Source organism: Bradyrhizobium sp. UFLA05-89 (assembly GCF_059803475.1).
Window position 1 is genome coordinate 1 of record NZ_JBANBA010000026.1, and the last position, 19,446, is coordinate 19,446.

General features: G+C 64.5%; 25 protein-coding genes and 1 tRNA gene. 8 read left to right on the forward strand and 18 right to left on the reverse strand.

All coding sequences use genetic code 11. The features are described from left to right. Together SO139_RS15920 and SO139_RS15925 are read right to left on the reverse strand one after the other, a co-directional pair. Positions 1-245, reverse strand: a 245-nt coding sequence (locus SO139_RS15920) for a cyclic nucleotide-binding domain-containing protein (RefSeq protein WP_498540219.1), incomplete at its 3' end; no start/stop codon positions are given. 26 nt (positions 246-271) lie between these two features. Then, a complete protein-coding gene (locus SO139_RS15925) occupies positions 272-451 on the reverse strand; it encodes a hypothetical protein (protein WP_449378261.1) in 180 nt (59 codons plus the stop codon). 318 nt (positions 452-769) lie between these two features. Here SO139_RS15925 and SO139_RS15930 point away from each other — a divergent pair. Both SO139_RS15930 and SO139_RS15935 read left to right on the forward strand, forming a co-directional pair. Then, positions 770-844, forward strand: a tRNA-Thr gene (locus tag SO139_RS15930). 51 nt (positions 845-895) lie between these two features. Further along, positions 896-1,246 carry a RidA family protein gene (locus tag SO139_RS15935; RefSeq protein WP_449378148.1) on the forward strand — a complete coding sequence of 117 codons (351 nt, stop codon included), beginning with the start codon at positions 896-898 and terminating at the stop codon, positions 1,244-1,246. A gap of 80 nt (positions 1,247-1,326) precedes the next feature. Here the strand turns inward: SO139_RS15935 and SO139_RS15940 are convergent, their stop codons facing one another. Continuing rightward, the gene (locus tag SO139_RS15940) at positions 1,327-1,539 is read right to left on the reverse strand and encodes a hypothetical protein (protein WP_449378149.1); all 213 of its coding nucleotides are present in this window, start codon (positions 1,537-1,539) and stop codon (positions 1,327-1,329) included. 374 nt (positions 1,540-1,913) lie between these two features. Between SO139_RS15940 and SO139_RS15945 the strand changes: the two genes are divergently transcribed. After that, entirely contained in the window at positions 1,914-2,555 is a 642-nt protein-coding gene (locus SO139_RS15945) for a response regulator transcription factor (protein ID WP_449378150.1), read from the forward strand. 52 nt (positions 2,556-2,607) lie between these two features. On the opposite strand, the gene SO139_RS15950 is transcribed toward SO139_RS15945, so the two are convergent. Further along, positions 2,608-3,495: a dienelactone hydrolase family protein gene (locus tag SO139_RS15950; protein WP_449378151.1), complete on the reverse strand. Its 888-nt coding sequence runs from the start codon at positions 3,493-3,495 to the stop codon at positions 2,608-2,610. Between the two features lie 203 nt (positions 3,496-3,698). Between SO139_RS15950 and SO139_RS15955 the strand changes: the two genes are divergently transcribed. The 4 genes from SO139_RS15955 (at position 3,699) to SO139_RS15970 (ending at position 7,170) form a co-directional block, all read left to right on the forward strand. Continuing rightward, entirely contained in the window at positions 3,699-4,427 is a 729-nt protein-coding gene (locus SO139_RS15955; RefSeq protein ID WP_474800383.1) for a helix-turn-helix transcriptional regulator, read from the forward strand. An 85-nt stretch (positions 4,428-4,512) separates the two neighbouring features. After that, a complete protein-coding gene (locus tag SO139_RS15960; RefSeq protein WP_449378153.1) occupies positions 4,513-5,808 on the forward strand; it encodes an O-acetylhomoserine aminocarboxypropyltransferase in 1,296 nt (431 codons plus the stop codon). Between the two features lie 5 nt (positions 5,809-5,813). After that, positions 5,814-6,596 (forward strand): alpha/beta fold hydrolase, encoded by a 783-nt coding sequence (locus SO139_RS15965; RefSeq protein ID WP_498540220.1) that lies wholly within the window; start codon positions 5,814-5,816, stop codon positions 6,594-6,596. 70 nt (positions 6,597-6,666) lie between these two features. Then, a complete protein-coding gene (locus SO139_RS15970; protein ID WP_449378155.1) occupies positions 6,667-7,170 on the forward strand; it encodes a DUF6496 domain-containing protein in 504 nt (167 codons plus the stop codon). A gap of 19 nt (positions 7,171-7,189) precedes the next feature. Here SO139_RS15970 and SO139_RS15975 read toward each other — a convergent pair whose 3' ends face one another. The 11 genes from SO139_RS15975 to phnG form a co-directional block, all read right to left on the reverse strand. Next, complete coding sequence (locus SO139_RS15975) at positions 7,190-8,143, reverse strand: aliphatic sulfonate ABC transporter substrate-binding protein (RefSeq protein WP_449378156.1); 954 nt, start codon at positions 8,141-8,143, stop codon at positions 7,190-7,192. Positions 8,144-8,170: 27 nt separating this feature from the next. Then, complete coding sequence (locus tag SO139_RS15980; protein ID WP_449378157.1) at positions 8,171-8,377, reverse strand: hypothetical protein; 207 nt, start codon at positions 8,375-8,377, stop codon at positions 8,171-8,173. A 410-nt stretch (positions 8,378-8,787) separates the two neighbouring features. Further along, complete coding sequence (locus tag SO139_RS15985) at positions 8,788-9,399, reverse strand: pyridoxamine 5'-phosphate oxidase family protein (protein ID WP_449378158.1); 612 nt, start codon at positions 9,397-9,399, stop codon at positions 8,788-8,790. A 16-nt stretch (positions 9,400-9,415) separates the two neighbouring features. Beyond that, on the reverse strand, positions 9,416-10,009 hold the full coding sequence (gene phnN, locus SO139_RS15990; protein ID WP_449378159.1) for a phosphonate metabolism protein/1,5-bisphosphokinase (PRPP-forming) PhnN: 594 nt from the start codon (positions 10,007-10,009) through the stop codon (positions 9,416-9,418). Further along, positions 10,006-11,163, reverse strand: a complete 1,158-nt coding sequence (locus tag SO139_RS15995; RefSeq protein WP_449378160.1) for an alpha-D-ribose 1-methylphosphonate 5-triphosphate diphosphatase — start codon at positions 11,161-11,163, stop codon at positions 10,006-10,008. Before SO139_RS15995 ends, phnN begins: the two co-directional genes overlap by 4 nt. An 11-nt stretch (positions 11,164-11,174) precedes the next feature. Then, positions 11,175-11,873, reverse strand: a complete 699-nt coding sequence (gene phnL / locus SO139_RS16000) for a phosphonate C-P lyase system protein PhnL (RefSeq protein ID WP_449378161.1) — start codon at positions 11,871-11,873, stop codon at positions 11,175-11,177. A gap of 8 nt (positions 11,874-11,881) precedes the next feature. Then, a complete protein-coding gene (gene phnK, locus SO139_RS16005) occupies positions 11,882-12,676 on the reverse strand; it encodes a phosphonate C-P lyase system protein PhnK (RefSeq protein ID WP_449378162.1) in 795 nt (264 codons plus the stop codon). Then, positions 12,669-13,565 carry an alpha-D-ribose 1-methylphosphonate 5-phosphate C-P-lyase PhnJ gene (locus tag SO139_RS16010; RefSeq protein WP_449378163.1) on the reverse strand — a complete coding sequence of 299 codons (897 nt, stop codon included), beginning with the start codon at positions 13,563-13,565 and terminating at the stop codon, positions 12,669-12,671. The genes phnK and SO139_RS16010 overlap by 8 nt, the downstream gene beginning before the upstream one ends. Further along, positions 13,562-14,665 (reverse strand): carbon-phosphorus lyase complex subunit, encoded by a 1,104-nt coding sequence (locus SO139_RS16015; protein WP_498540221.1) that lies wholly within the window; start codon positions 14,663-14,665, stop codon positions 13,562-13,564. The genes SO139_RS16010 and SO139_RS16015 overlap by 4 nt, the downstream gene beginning before the upstream one ends. Before the next feature lies 1 nt (position 14,666). Beyond that, complete coding sequence (gene phnH / locus SO139_RS16020; protein ID WP_498540222.1) at positions 14,667-15,278, reverse strand: phosphonate C-P lyase system protein PhnH; 612 nt, start codon at positions 15,276-15,278, stop codon at positions 14,667-14,669. Positions 15,279-15,282: 4 nt separating this feature from the next. Then, entirely contained in the window at positions 15,283-15,696 is a 414-nt protein-coding gene (gene phnG, locus SO139_RS16025) for a phosphonate C-P lyase system protein PhnG (RefSeq protein ID WP_449378262.1), read from the reverse strand. A gap of 159 nt (positions 15,697-15,855) precedes the next feature. On the opposite strand from phnG, the gene phnF reads away from it, so the two are divergent. Beyond that, a complete protein-coding gene (phnF, locus tag SO139_RS16030; RefSeq protein ID WP_449378166.1) occupies positions 15,856-16,584 on the forward strand; it encodes a phosphonate metabolism transcriptional regulator PhnF in 729 nt (242 codons plus the stop codon). 101 nt (positions 16,585-16,685) lie between these two features. On the opposite strand, the gene phnE (SO139_RS16035) is transcribed toward phnF, so the two are convergent. The 3 genes from phnE (SO139_RS16035) to phnD form a co-directional block, all read right to left on the reverse strand. After that, positions 16,686-17,534, reverse strand: a complete 849-nt coding sequence (phnE, locus tag SO139_RS16035) for a phosphonate ABC transporter, permease protein PhnE (protein WP_449378167.1) — start codon at positions 17,532-17,534, stop codon at positions 16,686-16,688. Beyond that, complete coding sequence (gene phnE / locus SO139_RS16040; RefSeq protein WP_449378168.1) at positions 17,531-18,415, reverse strand: phosphonate ABC transporter, permease protein PhnE; 885 nt, start codon at positions 18,413-18,415, stop codon at positions 17,531-17,533. The genes phnE (SO139_RS16035) and phnE (SO139_RS16040) overlap by 4 nt, the downstream gene beginning before the upstream one ends. A 74-nt stretch (positions 18,416-18,489) precedes the next feature. Further along, positions 18,490-19,428 (reverse strand): phosphonate ABC transporter substrate-binding protein, encoded by a 939-nt coding sequence (gene phnD, locus SO139_RS16045; protein ID WP_449378169.1) that lies wholly within the window; start codon positions 19,426-19,428, stop codon positions 18,490-18,492. Positions 19,429-19,446 lie beyond the last annotated feature (18 nt).

Below are 19,446 nucleotides of genomic sequence, written 5' to 3' on the forward strand. Positions count from 1 at the left end.
GGCGTGACGTGACCAAGCCCGTCGCGCTGGGTGATGGCGACACGGCCCGACAGCACCACGAACATGCCCGGCCCGCGCTTGCCGGTCTCGAACAGCAGCTCGCCGCTCTCGTAATGCCTGATCTCACCAAATTGGCGCAGGCGCTCGATCTCGGCCGGCATCAGGGTCGGAAAGGTCTGCTCGGGGCGTGAGAAGTGCGAGATCAGTGTGTCCCTGTCGGTTCGTTCCGGTCCATCCTGCGCCATCACCGCTCTCGCTCATTCCAAAAAATCTAGCCGCCGGCCTTACCGGCGATCTCCTCATCCGGGGTTGGTTCGTCCTCCCGCGAGGGACCGGCCCCGGCGCGCTCGCGCGCCTGCGCCTTGCGCCGCTTCAGGTTCTCACGCAGCGCCGATTTCAGCCGATCCTGCCGGGCGCCCCCTGATCGCGTCTTGTCGTCGTTTTCGGTCATCACGGGCCCATCATCATGATCGATGGCATCCTGCCATCGATCGAGGACAGCTCAAGAGGCGGTGGCCGGCCGAAGCAACGAAGCGGCCAGAATTGGTCGAATTCAGGGTTGCGGCCAACTGGCCAGTTGGCTGGGGATTTTGCGGAACCAAATCGCCCCAAAGCGGGTCATTTCGGGTCAAATTAGCCGCTTCGGGTACGCAACCGGGCCGATTTATCGATTTCGCAGGGCAAGCGCGCTTGCGCAGAAGGGGGGCTTGTGGCAGACATCGCCCCGCTTGGCGGGCCCACGTCGCGGCCCGATTCTTTGCCAGCATTTGCTGCCGTAGCTCAGTGGTAGAGCACTCCCTTGGTAAGGGAGAGGTCGACAGTTCAATCCTGTCCGGCAGCACCAGTCTTCCCCATTCGCCGACGATGTCCCGTCCTGCACCTCACGGATGCCATGTTGATCAAACGCTCCCTGCCCTATGAAGGACTGCTCCACGAGATCGTCGAGCATAATGGCGTGCTCTATCTCGGCGGCGTCGTTCCCGAGGATGCCGGGCTCGACATGGCGGGCCAGGCCGACGACGTGCTTCGCCAGTTGAAGACCCTGCTCGAGGGGGCCGGCTCCGATCTCTCCTGCGTTCTGCAGGTGACGATCTACGTGACTGATCTCGCCGACAAGGCGGCACTCAACCAGGTGTGGAAGCGTTATTTCACCGCGGAGCATCTGCCGGCGCGTGCCGCGGTCGGCGTCGCGGATCTCGGCCCGGGCGTCAAGCTGGAACTGACGGCGATCGCCGCCCGCCGCTAGGCCTTTCCGGCCGGCGAGCCCTATCCCACGATGGTCTCCGGCAGCCGCGAGACCGGCGCAAGTGATCTTGGGGACCGGCGTCAGCCGTTCTCATCGATGGCGACGATCGTCTCATCGCGCGGCAAGGCGCACACGACACGCGTGGAGTTCGGCAAAGTAATCGTCAGCCACAAGGTCTCGTCGTCGTGCGCACCGATCGCGACGAGGGCTTCGAGGTAAGCCGCTTCGTGGTCGTCCGCCACGGAAAAGCCGGCACGCTTCAGCGTACCGCGCTCCTGTTCGTCAAACTTCACAATTGTCGTCTTGGCTTTTAAGAAGCCCCGCCGCTCGCCTTCTATCCGGGTTGGGTGCCGAAGCCTCGTTAATTTGTGGCAAGAAAAAGCGACACGCTATCGCGGACATGACCGCGATCCAACAGATGCGATCCTGTGCTCTGCGCTTCATCGGTAATCGAAAACCACTTTGCTTGATCGTGCACATGGCAGGCATTCGCGATCAGAAGATCACTTCTCAGCTTTCGTAGATTTAATTAGCCTTCGACAATCCAGAATCGATAGATCACATCCAAGGATCATCATATCCAAGAAGACTTGGCCGGGCGTGAAGGCGCTGTACGGACAAACAAGAATAACAGGCAAGCACAGCTACTTTTCGTCCCAGGAGAAACATGCGCGGCATCATTCATGTCGTGGATGACGACGTGTCATTCCGAACAGCTATCCGACGACTATTGGAAAAGACCGGCTACCGCGTCGTCACTTATGCATCGGCTCAGCAGTTGCTGGACCAGCCGCCAGACCTGGATGCCGGTGGCTGCATTCTTCTGGATGTCCGGATGCCTGACTTGAGCGGCCCTGAGCTTCAAAGCCGTTTGACCGAGCTCGGCTCGACGCTGCCCATTGTGTTTCTGACCGGCTACCCGGACATCAGCCTCACGGTGAAAGCGATCAAGGCGGGAGCGGACAACTTCCTCACCAAGCCAGTCGGTTCCACGGAGCTACTGAGTGCAATCGAAGCGGCGATGACGCGCCACGCGACAGAACGCGCGCGAAAAGGCGAATTGGATGTGCTTCGGGCCCGACTGTCGACGCTGAGCCCGCGCCAGCGGCAGGTCTTCGAGATCATTGTACAGGGCAAGACAAACAAGCATGCCGCGCGCGAGCTTGGCTGCGCGGAGCGAACGATCAAGGCGCATCGCCAAGCGATCATGGAGAAACTGAACGTTCAATCGGTGGCTCTACTGGTCACGATTGCCCAGCGGCTCGGCATCTCCGGTCCGGCGGAAGAAGGATCAGGGGTGAGCGAGTAGGTCAGCGTGACGGGCGGCGCATGACGCCGCCCGCGCGCGGCGCACGTAGCTGTCAGCTCAGCACGCCATACTTCCTGAACCAGGCCTGCGTCTGGGCCCAGGCATCCTCAGCCGCGTCCTTGCGATAGCTGGGGCGGTAGTCCGCGTGGAAGCCGTGCGGGGCATCCTTGTAGATCTTGAATTCGGCCGTCTTCTTGTTCTGCGCGAGGGCGGCCTTCATCTGCTCCACCTGCGCGACCGAAATGCCGGTGTCGGCTTCGCCATAAAGGCCGAGCACAGGCGCCTTCATCTCGGGTGCGAGCTGAAGCGGGCTCTTTGGCCACACCGGATTGGCGGGATCGACGATCGAGCCGTAGAAGGCGACGGCGGCCTTCAGCGCATCGCTATGGGCGGCATATTCCCAGACGTAGCGCCCGCCGCGGCAGAATCCGACCATGCCGAGCCTGTTGGTGTCCCCGCCTTGCGACGCGGCCCAGGCGACCGTGGCATCGAGATCGGCGAAAAGCTCGGCATCCGGCTTGGCGTTGACGACGGGCAGGAGCTCCTTGGTGTCGGTGATCTTGGTCAGGTCCGGCCCCTTGTTGGGGTAATAATTGGGCGCGATCGCCAATGCGCCGAGCTTGGCGAGGCGCCGCGTCACGTCCTTGATGTATTCGTGCAGGCCGAAGACCTCCATCGCCACGAGGACCACCGGCGGGCGGCTGACGCCGGCCGGACGCGCATAGTAGCCGGGCATTTCGCCCTCGCCGACCTTGATCACGGCATCGCCAGCCTGAAGGCCGGTCGTGTCGGTGGCGATGACGTCGGCGCGGACGGGTCCCGCGGCGAGCGTGTAACCCGCGGCGACCGCGGCGGTCGCGCTCATGAAGGCGCGGCGCGAGACCGGCGCGACCCTGGTCAACCCAACTACGTCGGCAGTCATGGTGGTTTCGGCAGTCATTCGGATTGTCCCTTCGTCTGATCTTCGAGCGCGACGAATTCCATCGGCAATTTGCGATCGAAACGCAAGTCACCAGCCCGAGAGGACTCGCGGGCGCGTAGCTGGCCTCCGCTGATTGCGGGTGCGGCGTCGCCGTCCTACACTCGATTCGTGGGCCGGGTCGCGCAACGATGATCTGCCAAAGTCCACTCGGAGGATGCTGGATGGACGTGATCCGCAGTCGCGCGTTCGAATTCGTCGAGAAGGTCGGGACGCTTCTCGACGCAGCCAGCGTTCTCGACGCGATGGGGCGTGTGCTTGACCAGCACGGCTTCGAGTATTTCTGTTGCGCCTACATTGCCCCGCTGTCGACGGAGCCTGCGCGCGAGGCCATTCTTGCCGAACGGTTGCCGGCCGGCTTCCTGGATATGTATTCGGAGGGGCGGTACGTGTGGAACGATCCGGCGCTGCGCCATTGCAAGGCGACCGTGCGGCCGTTCCGCTGGTTCAGGGAGGCGCCCTATGATCCGGAGCGGGAGCCGCGCGCCGCCGAGCTGGTACGGCGCGCCCGCGACTTCGGAATGGTGGACGGCTTCATGATCCCGGTCGCCTCGCCCACCGGCCGCATGGGGCAGGTCTATTTCGGCGGCGCCGCGATCGAACTGCCGGAACGCGAACTGCCCGCGCTCCACCTCATGGCGCTTTACGCCTTCGACCGGGCGCTGCGGCTGCGCGGCCGGCCTGACGTTCCGCAGCTTGCACTGTCACTGCGCGAGCGCGAGGTGCTGACACACGCTGCGCTTGGCCGATCCACCGACGAGATCGCCGATGCCCTGAGCATCACCGGACGTACGGTGAAGGCCCACATCAAGAGCTGCTGCGAAAAGCTCGGCGCAGTGACCCGCACGCAGGCCGTGATGATCGCGATGCGCGACCGCATCATCTCGCCGTAATCGCCCCAGTCAACGACAGGCTGACGCAGCACGCCGTTTTGTGGCACAACGGCTATCCCCGCCGACCCGACAAACGAGGCCAAGCATGCCCGCACCCAAGCCGCCTGCCTTCGAAACCCTGAGCCTGCATGCGGGCCAGCATCCGGATCCGGCGACCGGCGCTCGCGCGGTGCCGATCTATCAGACCACGTCCTACGTGTTCCAGGATACGGATCATGCGGCGGCGCTGTTCAATCTGGAGCGCGCCGGACACATCTACACGCGCATCTCGAATCCGACCACGAGCGTGCTGGAGGAGCGGCTTGCGGCGCTGGACGGCGGGGTCGGCGCGATCTGCACCGCCAGCGGCCAGGCGGCGATGCATCTGGCCATCGCCACACTTCTCAATGCCGGCGACCACATCGTGGCTTCGAGTTCGCTCTATGGCGGCACAATCAACCTGCTCGCACACACGCTGCCGCGCTTCGGCATCACCACGACATTCGTGAAGCCGCGCGACCACGATGCGTTCCGTGCCGCGATCAGGCCGAACACCAAGCTCGTGATCGGCGAGACCATCGGCAATCCGGGGCTGGAGGTGCTTGATATCCCGAAGGTCGCCGATATCGCGCATGATGCGAAAATTCCGCTCCTGATCGACAACACCTTTGCCACGCCCTATCTCAGCCGTCCCATCGAGCTTGGCGCCGACATCGTGATGCATTCGGCGACCAAGTGGATCGGCGGCCATGGCATCGCGATCGGCGGCGCCGTCATCGATGGCGGCCGCTTCGACTGGCGCGGATCGGGCAAGTTCGCCGTGCTCACCGAGCCCTATGCCGGCTATCACGGCATGGTCTTCGACGAGCAGTTCGGCACGGCCGCCTTCATCATGCGTGCGCGCACGGAAGGCCTGCGCGATTTCGGCGCCTGCATGTCGCCGACCAACGCATTCCAGCTCCTGCAGGGCGTCGAGACACTGCCCGTTCGCATGGACCGCCACATGGAGAACACGCACGCCGTGCTGGACGCACTGAAGTCCAGCAAGGCCGTCGACTGGGTGCTGCATCCCTCACTGGAGACCCACCCGGACTATCACCTCGCCAAGCAACTACTGCCGCGCGGCGCCGGCTCGATCGTTTCCTTCGGCATCAGGGGTGGCCGCGCAGCGGGACGCAAGTTCATCGAGGCGCTGCGCATGATCAGCCACCTCGCCAATGTCGGCGATGCCAAGACGCTGGTGATCCATCCCGCGAGCACCACGCATCAGCAGATGGATGCCGAGCAGCTCAAGGCGGCCGGCATCGGGGAAGAGCTGGTGCGGCTGTCGGTCGGCATCGAGACGGCCTCCGACATCATCGACGATCTCGCCCAAGCGCTACGCATCTCGCAAAAGGTCTGAAAGCCATGAAGCTCTCCGTCAACGGCGCCGAGGTGTTTGTCGCAACCGGCGGCCGCGAATTCGACAAGTCGCTGCCGACCGTGCTGTTCATCCACGGCGCGGGTTTTGATCACTCGACCTGGGCCTTGCATACGCGGTGGTTCGCCCATCACGGCTATTCCGTGCTGGCCCCCGACCTGCCCGGCCACGGCCGCTCCGCAGGCCCTTCGCTCAACAGCATTGCCGAGATGGCCGACTGGACCGCCGCCCTGCTCGGCGCGGCCGGCGTTGCGAAGGCGCATCTGATCGGCCATTCGATGGGATCCCTGATCGCAGTGGAGACCGCGGCGCGCCACGCCGACAAGGTCTCGGCGCTGAGCCTGATCGGCACGGCCGCAACCATGACGGTCGGGCCTGACCTGTTGAAGGCGGCAGAGGGCAACGACCAGGACGCCATCGACATGGTTTCGATCTGGGGCCTCGGCTTCAAGGCCGAGCTCGGCGGCAGCCTCGCACCGGGCCTGTGGATGCATGGCGGCGCGCAGGCCGTGTTGAAACACTGCGAGCCGGGCGTGCTGTTCAAGGATTTGTCCGCCTGCAATTCCTACACGAATGCGCTCGCCGCTGCCGCGACCGTGAAGGTGCCGGCGACGGTCATCCTCGGCGAACGGGACATGATGACGCCAGCGAAAGCCGGCAAGGCGCTGGCCGCCGCAATGGCGCATGCGAAGACCATCGTGGTGCCGGGCGCGGGCCACATGATCATGGCCGAGCGCCCCGACGAGCTGCTGGCGGCGTTGAAGGGCTAAAGAGGATCAATCTGCCATTCTGCGCGTTGCGGTCAGGAAGCCCTCGTCAATGCCGAAGGGAACTTGACCCATGCCAAGACAAGAAATCATTCGCAAAGCCAGGCAGGACAAACGCGAAGGCAAATCGCCAAGCACGCAGGCCGGCGAATTCGTGAAGGACGAGATCGACAAGATCCGCAAGGGCAAGCATGGCGCGCGTTCGACGCGCCAGGCCATCGCCATCGGTCTTTCGGAGGCGCGACGCGCCGGCGTCGACCTGCCGCCGCCCCGCAAGGGACGTACAAAGAAGGCGACGCGCCGCAGCGCCAAATATGCCTATGAGGCCGGCCAGGGCAAACGGCATCCGAAGCGCCGGCCACGCGTTTCACGCGCCGTGGAGAATGTGCTGAAGAAGGAGCCGCGCTCGACCGCTTCACACCGCTCGCTCTCGAAGCAGGCCAAGCGCGCCGCGAGCCGACGCAGTGCAGCGTCACGTTCGGCAGCCGCGCGCAAGGCGAGCCGCACCAAGGGCGCGAAGGCTCGCTCCGCCGCCGCAAAGAAGGCGGCACGCACAAGGGCGCGCCACCGGAGCTGAGGGACGCGGACGTTCGGGTTCAGGAACCCGAATTCCACTTCCAGACGATATCGGTGACGTTGACCGGTTTCGGGATCAGACCGAGCTTTGCGAAGCGGTCGGCGACCGCCTGTTGGCTCCTGATCACCTCCGCATCTAGCGGCACGACACGATAATTCGAGCGGCCGACGAAGCGCCTGACCGCCTCGATGTCCACGCCGGTAGCCTCGGTCTGCGCTTTCGCAACTTCCTCGTGGTGGCTTTCGGCCCAAGCCCCCTCGGCCGCAAACGTCGCATTGAGCTTTCCGACCAGCGACGGATATTTTTCGACGAAGTCGGAGCCAGCGATGTAGAAGGCGTTCGGCTTGCCGATGTCCTTGTCGAGCGCAATCACGCGCGCGTTCTCCTTCAGCTCGGCAAGCGCGAAATACGGGTCCCAGATCGACCAGGCATCGACCGCGCCCTTGACGAACGCCACTGTCGCATCGGCCGGCGCGAGCGGCGCCGGCGTGATGTCGCTCCAGGTGAGGCCGGCTTTCTCGAGTGACGCAACCAGAAGATTATGCGCACTCGATCCCTTGCCGAAGGCGACGCGCTTCCCCTTGAGGTCGGAGAGCGAATGGATCGGCGAATCCTTCGGCACGATGATCGCCTGCGAAGTGCCGTCAGACGTCACCGCGGCGACATAGCGGATCTTGGCGCCGCCGGCCTGCGCGAAGATCGGCGGGGTGTCGCCGACAAAGCCGAAATCGACGCTGCCGACATTGATGGCTTCCAGCAGAGGCGGACCGAACTGGAAGTCGACCCATTTGATCTCGATGCCCAGCGGCTTGAAGGTATCCTCGATCGTGTGACGCTGGCGGATCGCCGGAAAGAAGCCGCCCTTCTGCGTGCCGATGCGGATTTCGGTCGGCTTGTCTTCGGCGCGCGCGGGAGCCGCCAGCGCAGTCGCGAGGACCAACGCAGCAGTCAGGACGTATCGTCGTGTGATCATGGCAGATGATTCCTGGTCGTCGCCGCTTCAGACGAAGAGCGATTGATTGATAAGATGGCGCCGCTCGGTGAATACGGCGCGTGCGGCGCGCTCGGCATCGCGGGCCGAACGGAACTGGCGGCCTTCGAGGCTGTCGAACAGCCGCTCGGAGGAGAAGAAGCGAAAGCCGCGCTCATCGCGCGCGATGATGCCGGCGGTGCGGTCGTGGACTTCAATGATGTAGGCTTGGGTCATGGCTGCTCGTTCGCCGAGGACGTCGGCGTTCCTGTCCTTGAAATTTTGTGAAGAGGGCGTGCTGAAGCGACGGTCAGCAGCAACAACAGGGGCCGGTCGCCGCAGAGAAACAGCGATGCGTCATGCCCTTGCGCATGTCGCCTTGAACTCGCTGGTCAGTCGTTCTCATTATGGGCTTTCGGCTCATGGAGCAGTTTCGATGCTCGGAATATCGGGCGATTGACCCGATCGGTCAATGAAATGGCTATCCATATTTCGCGCGGCGGCGTGCGGCCGCTTCTCTGCGCATCAGCACCAGCAAACGGAATCATCTCGCCGCGGCGTCACCTCGTCCCGCTTGCGGGGAGAGGTCGGAATTCAAGCGCAGCTTGAACTCCGGGTGACGGGAGCTTCCACGAGTAGGAAAGGAATCACCACATCGTCGCGGCCGCGCGCGCGGGCCAGGCGCGGTCGTACTCTTCGCCGCCGACCTTGTTCTCGCTCATTTCGGCGAGGATCTGACCGGGCGTCGGCAAGGACTTGGGATCGACCCGCTTGTCGGGATTCCAGAGATCGGAGCGGACGATGGCGCGGGCGCACTGAAAATAGAGCTCGTCGATGGTCATCACCATGACGCTGCGCGGCGCCTTGCCATCGACCTTGAAGGAGGCCAGCAGATCGGGATCGACCGAGATGTGGGCCCGCCCATTGACGCGGATCGCGTTGCCGGAGCCGGGGATCAGGAACATCAGCGAGACGCGCGAATCGCGGACGATGTTGCGCAGGGAATCGATGCGGTTGTTGCCGCGGCGGTCCGGCAGCATCAGCGTCTTCGGGTCATGAATGCGCACGAAGCCGGGCAGATCGCCGCGCGGCGAGCAATCGATGCCCTCGGGGCCAATGGTGGCCAGCGCGGCAAAGGGCGATGTCTCGATGAAGACGCGATAGAGCGGGGTGACGTGATCGGCGACCTTCACGGTCGAGGCGTCGTTGGTGGCGCCATAAATGGCTTCGAGCTCTTCGACCGTCGTAATCACCGTCATTCCACCTGCTCCTTTGCTATTCGCGCCAGCATTCGTTGCGGATCACGCGGACAAGCTGCCGGCCATGATAATCAGCGCTGCCGGCGTTGACGATCGTGACGTCGGCATGCGCCGCAGCGTCATCGACGTTGCGGCTGAGTCGCTCCGTAATGTTGCCGTCGCTGCGTCGCGCCCGCGCGGCGAGACGCTGGGCAAGGACGTCCGGCGGCGCCGTGATCGCGACCACCACGACGTTGGCATAGGCCTGGCGCAGCGCGTCGATCACCGTGCGCGAGACATTGACGACGACCGTGCGGCCTGCGCGGATATCGTCGTTGATATCGACCGGCAGGGCGTATGAGAGGCCATGTGCCTCCCAATGCGCAGCGAAATCCCCGTGGTCCAGCCCGCGGCGAAATTCGTCCGGAGTCGCGGACACATTGTCCTCGGCAGCAGACGCCTCCCGCGTCACGATCCGGCGCGGAAAGACCACATCGTGAGCTTCAGTGAGGGCGGCTTTGGCAAGACCAAGCAGCGTATCCTTGCCGGCACCGCTCGGACCAACGACCAAAACCAGGCGTCCAGGGCCGATCGCGGTCTCCTGTGGTGCAATCGACAGGCTCTCGCTCATGCGACGCGCCCTCCTTCCCGCCAGACGCTGCGAACGACGGGAACGCTGCCTGCAACGTGGACGCGGATCAAGTCGGCGCGCTTGCCGACCGCGATCTCGCCGCGATCGGTGAGCCCGACGGCCTCCGCCGGTGCCTTCGTCACCGTGCGGATTGCGGCCGGGAGGCTGATCGCCGGCACATGCTGCGGCAGTTGCAGCGCGGCCATCAAGAGGCTCGACGGAATGTAGTCAGATGACAGGATGTCCAGGAGCCCCTCGCGCGCGAGATCGATGGCGGCGATGTTGCCCGAATGCGAGCCGCCGCGCACCACATTTGGCGCGCCCATCAAAATGTCGATGCCGGCTGCGTGCAGGCCGCGCGCAGCTTCCACCGTGGTCGGAAACTCCGCGACAGCGACCCCGTCGCGGATCGCATCGGTGACGTTCTCCTCGGTGGTGTCGTCGTGGCTCGCCAGCGGAATTTTGTGTTCCTGCGCAAGCGCCACGATCTCTCGCATGTTCGTCGCGGCATAGGTCTGCTGGTAGGTGAAGCGTCTGGCAAAGAGCTCGTCGAGCTGGGCGTCGGTCATGCCACCACCCTTGCCGCGGTAGTAGTCGCGCAGCTTGACCTCGTCGCGAAACTGGCGCTGGCCGGGCGTGTGGTCCATCAGCGACATCAACCGCACGTCGGGACGACCGATCAGCTCCTTGGCCTCCTCGACGACGCTCGGCATCGGAATCTCGCAGCGCAGATGCAGGAAGTGATCGGCGCGCAGGAGATTGCTCTGGCGCGCCGCGGAGATCGCAGCGGCGAGCGTGCCGGCACGGCCGTCGACCTCCTCCGCGCCGTCCTCGCGCCAGACCCGCAGCGAATCGAGTACCGTGGTGATGCCTGACGTCGCAAGCTGCCCGTCATAGGAGATGACGGCGGCGACGGGATCCCAGAACACCTTTGGCCTTGGCACGTAGTGCGCTTCGAGATGATCGGTATGCAGCTCGATCAGGCCCGGCGCAATCAGGTCGCCGCCGGCGTCCTCGGCGCCCGCGGGCGCCCCGCTCTCGCCGATCTCGGCAATGCGCCCGTTCGCAAGAGCGATCCAGCCCTGCTCGATCACGCCATCAGCCAGCACGATCCTGGCGTTGGCGATCACGGTTTCATTCGGCTTCGCGTTCATTTCCAAATCCTTCAGGCCGCGGCGGCAAAACTGGTGACGTCGACGATACGGTCGGCGATCAGATGGCGTATCTCGTCGTCATGGACGATCGCGACCATGGCTGTGCCCCTGCGCTTCTTCCCTGCGATCAGCTCGACGACAACGGCGCGGTTGGCGGCATCGAGCGAGGCGGTCGGCTCGTCGAGCAGCAGGATCGGCAGCTCCGGAATGAAGCCACGCGCGATGTTGACGCGCTGCTGCTCGCCGCCGGAGAAGGTGGCGGGCGGAAGCTGCCAGAGTCGCTCGGGGATGTTGAGGCGATGCAAAAGAGCGCCCGCGCGCTGTCGTGCCTCGGGTCGCGCCACGCCGCTCGCGATCAGCGGCTCGGCGACGACATCGATGGTCGCGACTCGCGGCACCGCGCGGAGGAACTGGCTAACGTAGCCGATCGTGTCACGCCTGACGTTGAGGATCTGACGCGGCTCGGCGCTGGCAAGATCGATCAGGTTACCTCGATGGCGGATGCCGATGCGGCCGCCGTCGCAGCGATAATTGCCGAAGATCATTTTCAGGATCGACGACTTGCCCGCGCCCGACGGACCGGAGAGCACGACGCATTCGCCGGGATTGACGTGGAACGTCACGCCTCGCACGACAGGGAGCTCGACGCCACCCTGAAGGTGCATCGTAAATGTCTTTTGCGCGTTGGCGACGTCGATCATGGCGGTCATCGGGCGGCTCATGGCGGCAGAATCGAGGAGACGAGAAGTTGAGTATAGGGCTCGCGCGGGTCGTCGAGCACCAGGTCGGTCAGGCCAGTCTCGATGACCCGTCCGCCCTTCATTACCATCACGCGATGCGACAGCAGCCGTGCCACCGCGAGATCGTGGGTGACGATGATGACGGCGAGATGCAATTCGGCAACCAGGTTGCGCAAGAGGTCGAGCAGGCGGGCCTGCACGGAGACATCGAGGCCGCCGGTCGGCTCGTCCATGAAGACGAGGCGCGGCTCGGTGACGAGGTTACGGGCGATCTGGAGGCGCTGGCGCATGCCGCCGGAATAGGTGCGCGGTGCATCGTCGATCCGTGCGACGTCGATCTCGACGCGCTCCAGCCAGCTCGAGGCGGTGTCGCGGATGCGGCCGTAGTGATTCCATCCTACGGCCATCAGTCGTTCGCCGACATTGGCGCCGGCGGAGACCGCCATGCGCAGGCCCTGCGCGGGATCCTGGTGCACAAAGCCCCAATCGGTGCGGAACAGGAAACGCCGCTCGGCCTCGCCCAGCGTTGCAAGATCGCGTGTCACGCCATCGCGCATCCGGTAGGCGACGCGCCCACCGCTCGCGGACAGCTGGCCCGACAGGAGCTGGAGCAGCGTCGACTTGCCGGAGCCGGATTCGCCGACGATCGCCAGCACCTCGCCGGGATAGAGCGCGAAGGAGACGTCGCGACAGGCCGCGATTTTGCCGTAGGATTTGCTCAAGGCTTCCGCGACCAGCAGCGGCTGATCGTTCTCAGGCACAGGCTCAGCCATTTGATTCCCCCTGCGCCTTCTCCTTGTACGGCGCGGCGCTCAGGCTGCCGTGATGGCCGGCTGCCTGACGTTCCTCGCAGAAATCGGTGTCGGAGCACACGAACATGCGGCCGCCCTTGTCGTCGGTGACGATCTCGTCGAGATACGAATTCTCGGCGCCGCACAGCGCGCAGGGCGCGTTGAAGCGATAGGGCTCGAACGGATGATCCTCGAAATCGAGCGACACCACCTGGGTGTAAGGCGGGATCGCATAGATGCGCTTTTCGCGACCGGCGCCGAAGAGCTGCAGCGCCGGGCAATTGTCCATCTTGGGATTGTCGAATTTCGGCGTCGGTGACGGGTCCATCACGTAGCGCGCGTTCACCTTCACCGGATAGGCGTAGGCGGTCGCGATATGTCCGAACCGCGCGATGTCCTCATAGAGCTTGACGTGCATCAGGCCGTATTCGGCGAGCGCATGCATGCGGCGCGTCTCGGTCTCGCGTGGCTCGAGGAAGCGCAGGGGTTCGGGGATCGGCACCTGATAGACGAGCACCTGGTTCGGCCCGAGCGCCGTCTCCGGGATGCGGTGACGAGTCTGGATCACGGTTGCCACTTCCGTCGCGGTCGTCGTGGCGACGCCGGCGGTCTTGGCGAAGAATTTCCGGATCGAGATCGCGTTGGTGGTGTCGTCGGAGCCCTGATCGATCACCTTCAGCACGTCATCCGGTCCGAGAATCGCGGCCGTGACCTGCACGCCGCCGGTGCCCCAGCCATAGGGCATCGGCATTTCGCGGCTGGCGAACGGGACCTGATAGCCGGGTATCGCAATGGCCTTCAGAATCGCGCGGCGGATCATCCGCTTGGTCTGCTCGTCGAGATAGGCGAAGTTGTAGGCAGGCGCGTTCATTCCGCAGCCTCCTTCATCGCCTCGACGTCATTGGCCTCGGCAAATTCCTGCCGCAGCTTGCGCAGCAAGCCGAGCTCGGACTGGAAGTCGACATAATGAGGCAGCTTTAGATGCTCGACGAAGCCAGTCGCCTGGACGTTGTCGGAATGCGACATCACGAATTCCTCGTCCTGCGCGGGCGCAAGCACCTCCTCGCCGAGATCGCGTGCGCGAAGCGCGCGATCGACCAGCGCCATCGACATGGTCTTGCGCTCGCTCTGGCCGAAGGCGAGGCCATAGCCGCGGGTGAAGCACGGCGCTTCCGTGGCCGAGCCCTTGAATTGGTTGACCATCTGGCATTCGGTGAGCTCGATGGCGCCGAGCGGCACGGCAAAACCGACGTCCTCGGCGAAGAAATCGACCTCGACCTCGCCAAAGCGAATCTCGCCGGCGAAGGGATGGTTACGGCCGTAGCCGCGCTGCGTCGAGTAGCCCATCGCCAGCAGAAAACCTTCGTCGCCACGCGCGAGATTCTGCAGGCGCAGGTCGCGGTCGGCCGGAAAATTCAGCGGCTCGCGCGTGAGATCCCCGACGCTCGCGCCGTCTTCAGCTTGCGGCGAGGCCTCGATCAGCCCGTCGCGGCCCAGGATGTCCGTCACGCGCGGCGTGGCCGCGGTCGACGCCTCTGCCGTCGCCGGCGCCTCGGGCACAAATCCCTCGGCGAGCGTCGGATCGAGCAGGCGGTGCGTGTAGTCGAAGGTCGGCCCGAGAATCTGGCCGCCCGGAATATCGTTGAAGGTCGAAGACACCCGCCGCTGCACCCGCATGGCACCGGTATCGACCGGCTCGCTTGCGCCAAGGCGCGGCAGGGTGGCACGAAAGGCGCGGACCAAAAAGATTGCCTCGATCAGATCGCCGCGCGCCTGCTTGATGGCGAGCGCCGCAAGCTCGCGGTCATAGAGCGAGCCTTCGCTCATGACGCGATCGACGGCAAGACCGAGCTGCTCGGAAATCTGGTCGAGCGAAATTTCGGGTACGCTCTGGTCGCCACGCCGCGCATGCGCGAGCAGGCGATGGGCGTTCTCGATGGCACGTTCGCCACCTTTGACTGCGACATACATGCTACTGGCTCCCCTTGTTCGCGACACACGTGGTACGGGGGATCGCAACCACGGCGTCGTCGGCGACCAACACCACGTCGATGCCACGCGGAAACAGCGCCTCGTTGATGCGTAGGCGCACGAAGAGGTCGGCCGGCCTGATTGCTACGTGAAGCGTCGTCACGCCGTCGATACCCGGGCCACGAAGCTCGAAGGCGCCCCCTGCGTCGAGGCTCTCCACTTGCAGGATCACCGTGGTCGAGCGATCCGGATATTCGTTACTTCCGAGCGCAAATCGCTCGAGTGAAGGAAGCATGGCACCGTCGGCGATCAGCGCAAAGCTCGCGACCGAAGCATCCTGGATCACCGGCGCGCCGGTATGGAATTTCAGCCATTTTGGGACGTCGGAGTTCTCCGACATTCGCGCATCGAGCCAGAGCGGCGTATCGTGGTCGAACAATGTGAGCGCGATCGCCGCGGTCCCGCGCATCATGGGACCGGGCGTGCCTGCGACCGGCACGATGCGCTGGACCGAGCCCGGCCGCGCCATCGCGTCCATGACCGAACGAAAGGTCGATTGCGCCGACAACACCTTGTCGGCGAAACCCGGCGGCAGCTCCGCAATCGTGGTCATGGCCTCACCCCTCACCGCGCACCATGGTGTAGAAATCAACCTTCGTTGCGGCCGTCTGCGCGCCGCGCTGCGCCTGCCGCGCGTGCAGGTCCGCGCGCAGCGGCGCGACGACCTCACGTTCGACGAGGGCACCAAATTCTACCGACTGCACGAGCGCGTCGCAGAGCGCGATCAGCCTGGCCTTCTCACCGTCGCGGCCGAGCGTATAGCCGAAACCGACCTCGCCGCTCGCAAGCCGCACCGCGGCGCGCGACACGGTGGCTTCGCCCAGGTTGAACGGCGCACCGTCGCCACCGACGCGGCCGCGCAGCATCACCAGGCCGTTCTCTGGCGCGCGCAGGTCGTCGTGTTGCGGCAGCGCGATTGTGCTGAGACGCTCGGCGATGTCGCCGGGTTCGGCGTGCGCCAGCACGGCCATCGCCGCCTTGCGCCGCGTCGTGAGGCTGTCTTGCGGGGTCACGTCATTCCACCAGGCTTGCCGAATTCAAGTTGTCTATGATAATAGACAACTTGATAAGGAAGCGCCATGACTGTTTCGTGACAACCGTATGATTTTCGGGATAGGCTGTTCCCCATTATGAGCCTTCAGGACACCGCCTCTTCCGGCGTCGCGCTGTGGCGCCTGGTCGCCGACGGCATCGAGCGCGGCATCGCCGACGGCCGCTTCGCGGCCGGCGAGAAGCTGCCGGGCGAGATGGAGATCGCCGAGACCTATCGTGTGAACCGCCATACGGTGCGGCGCGCGCTGGCGGCCCTTGCCGAGCGCGGCCTGGTGCGCGCCGAGCGTGGCAGCGGCACCTATGTCGAGGCGCAGAAGCTCGCCTATCCACTGCGCTCGCGTACGCGCTTCTCGGAGATCGTCGGCGCCGGCGGCCGCGAGCCGCGCGGACAGTTGATCGAGGCGTCGGAGGACGTGGCGAGCCGGGAGCTCGCGCGGGAGCTCGGCGTGAAGACCGGGGCGCGGCTGGTCCGGATCGAATCCGTGCGCTTGGCGGACCGCACGCCGATCTGCGTCTCGACGTCCTGGCTATCAGCCGAACTCTTTCCTGATGCGGGCGCGGTATTCGCCGCCACACGCTCGATGACAAAGCTGCTCGCGCATTACGGCGTCCGCGACTACCGCCGCGGCTCGACCCGGATCACCGCCGGCATCGTCGACGCGACCGACGCCGCGCGGCTCGATCTCGCGCTCGGACGCCCGATCCTGGTGGTCGATTCCACCGACCTCGATCCGGACGGCAAGCCGCTGGTGACGAAACGCTCGCGATTTGCGGCGGAGCGGGTGGAGTTCTTGGTGGAATCGTAGGGTGGACAAAGGCGCACTTGCGCCGTGCCCACCCTCTCTCCGAGGTCGCGACAGAAGCGGTGGGCACGCTTTGCTTTGCCCACCCTACGAGAGCAGCCGCTCTATGCCACAGCCCGCCTGCCGATGATGGCAAAGCGCAGCTTGCCGGAGATGAAATCGATCGCGGCGACAGCGACCAGGATCATGAGCACGAGGAACGACACCTTCTGCCATTCCAGCACGCGGATCTGCTCGGCGAGCTGAAGCCCGATGCCGCCGGCACCGACGATGCCGATGATGCTGGCCGAGCGCGTGTTCGATTCGATGAAGTAGAGCACCTGGCCGGCGATGACCGGCAGCACCTGCGGCATCAGGCCGAAGCGGATCTCATGCAAGGCGTTGCCCCCTGACGCCCTGATGCCCTCGACCTGCTTCTTGTCGGCCGCCTCGATCGCCTCCGAAAACAACTTACCGAGCGCGCCGAAGTCCGAGACCATGATCGCGAGCACGCCGGCGAACGGCCCGAGCCCGACGACATTGATCCAGACCAGCGCCCAGATCAGCGTATCGACGCCGCGGATCGAGTCGAGGAAGCGGCGCACCGGAAAGCGGATGATGTTCGGCGGCACGATGTTGCGCGCCGCGAGCAGGGAAACGGGCAGCGCCAGCGTTGCGGCCAGCGTTGTGCCGAGCAGCGCGATCGACAGCGTCTCGCCGAGCGCCTTCAGATAGAGCGGCAACGACGTTCCGGGATCGGGCGGGATCATCATCATGGTGATCCAGCCGAGCTGCTTGAGGCCCGCGATGAACTTCGCCGGTTCGAAGCCGAGATCCTGCAGGCCGAAGATAAAGACGGCGAGCGCGGCCACAATCATCGCCGGCATCGCCAGACGCGCGGCCGCCGGCCGCTCGAAGGCCTCGGGATATTTCGTCCGCAGCGCTGCGGTGTCGGGCTTCTCGAACTGCTTCATGACCGTGCATCCCTGCCGAACAGCCGCGCACGCAACCAGCCAGTCGTGATGTCGATGACGAAGATCGTGAGCACGATCATCAGCAGGATCGCGCTGACGTCGGAGTAGTAGAATTTTCGGATCGCGACCACGAGCTCCTGGCCGACGCCACCGGCACCGACGAAACCCATCACCGAGGATTCGCGGACGTTGATCTCGAAGCGCAGCAGCGCGTAGCTGACATAGCCGGCCGAGACCTGCGGCAGCACGGCAAAGCGCATGCACGAGAGCCAGCTCGCGCCGGTCGAGCGCACGCCTTCGACCGGCTTCATGTCGGCATTCTCTACGATCTCGGCGAACAGCTTGCCGAGCGCGCCGGTTGAGTGAATGGCGATCGCCAGCACGCCGGCCATCGGCCCGAGCCCGAAGGCCATGACGAAGATCAGCGCAAACACGATGCCCGGCACGGTGCGGGCGAATTCGAGCAGGCGGCGAACCGTGAAGCGCAGCCAGGGCGCCGGCGACGTGTTCTCCGCGGCGAAAAAATTCAGGCAGAAGGCACAGACCGCGCCGATCAGCGTGCCGACATAGCTGATCAGCAGCGTCTCACCCAACATCTTCAGCCATTTGCGCCAGCCCCACAGCCATTCACCGACGTCGGTCCAGACGCGCTGGCCATTTTCGAGCGTGAGGATGCGATCGAAATAGCTGACGAAATTGCCGAAATAGGTGAAGAGCGTCCGGACGTTCACCTCGGCCCCGATCGCTGCAATCAGCAGCGCGACGGTGAACAGCGCCGTTCCCAGCAGAAGCCGCAGCCGCTTGCGCGCCACCGCCTGGCCATAAGCGGCATTCAGTGCAGCAAGTTGGTGCTCGGGGAGGATCGAGACCGCGATCGTCATGTGGTTGGGATCACCAGCCGGTCATAAAGAAGAGCCGGGTCGATTGACCCGGCTCCAGTGCGTCGTCCCGAATATCAGGACGCCTTCTTCTTGCGTAGCGCGTCGACGAACTTGATCAGCTCGATCGTGCCATCCCAATCCTTGGTGGTCGCGGGATGAAAACCCTTTTTCTGGCCGTCCGAGAGCCGATCGAACGCAGCCTTGTCCTTGGTGGGCGAGTCGAAGAATGCCTTGGCGATCGCAGCCTTCAGGTCATCGGGGAGGTCGGAGCTATAGGCGTACATCGAAGGGCCAATGATCGGCGCCGACTTGTGAATGATGCGGAAATCGTCCTTCTTCATCGGCGAGCCGTCGGCGTTCTTCAGCATGCCCTTGGTCAGCATCTGCGCCAGGGTGGAATCGTCGTCGCTGGTCCATTGGTTGGCGGCAACATCGACCGTGCCCTGCGCCAAGGCAAGGATCGCATTCTCATGGCTGCCGGTGAAGACGACCTTGCTGAAATACGTGTCGACATCCGCGATGCCCATCTTGTCGAGCTCGAAGCGCGGCACGTTGTTGCCTGAGGTCGAATTCGGATCGACCAGGCCGAGGTTCTTGCCCTTCAGCTCGTCAATGCTCTTGTAGGGGCTGTTCGCCTTGACGAAGAACACCGAATAATAGCCCGTGCCGCCATCCGCGTTCAGATCGCTCGCAAAGGCGTCCGTCTTGACGCCGGTCAGCCGGGCGCGCGCAAACGAGGCCGACCCATAACTTGCGATCTGGATGTTGCCGGCACGCTGACCTTCGATCACGGCGGCGTAGTCATTGGCGATCCGCAGCGTGACCTTTACGCCGAGTTCCTTCGAGAGGTAGGTCATGAACGGAGCCCAGCGTTCGGTGACGCCCGAGGCGTTCTCGGCCGGGACAACGGCAAATGTCAGCTCCGGATATTTCGCTTTCCAGTCTTCGGCAGACGCAGATACGGTGAAGGCCAGCGCGGCGGCGCCGGCAAGTACGATGCGACGAGTGATCATGATACCCTCTTGATCGGT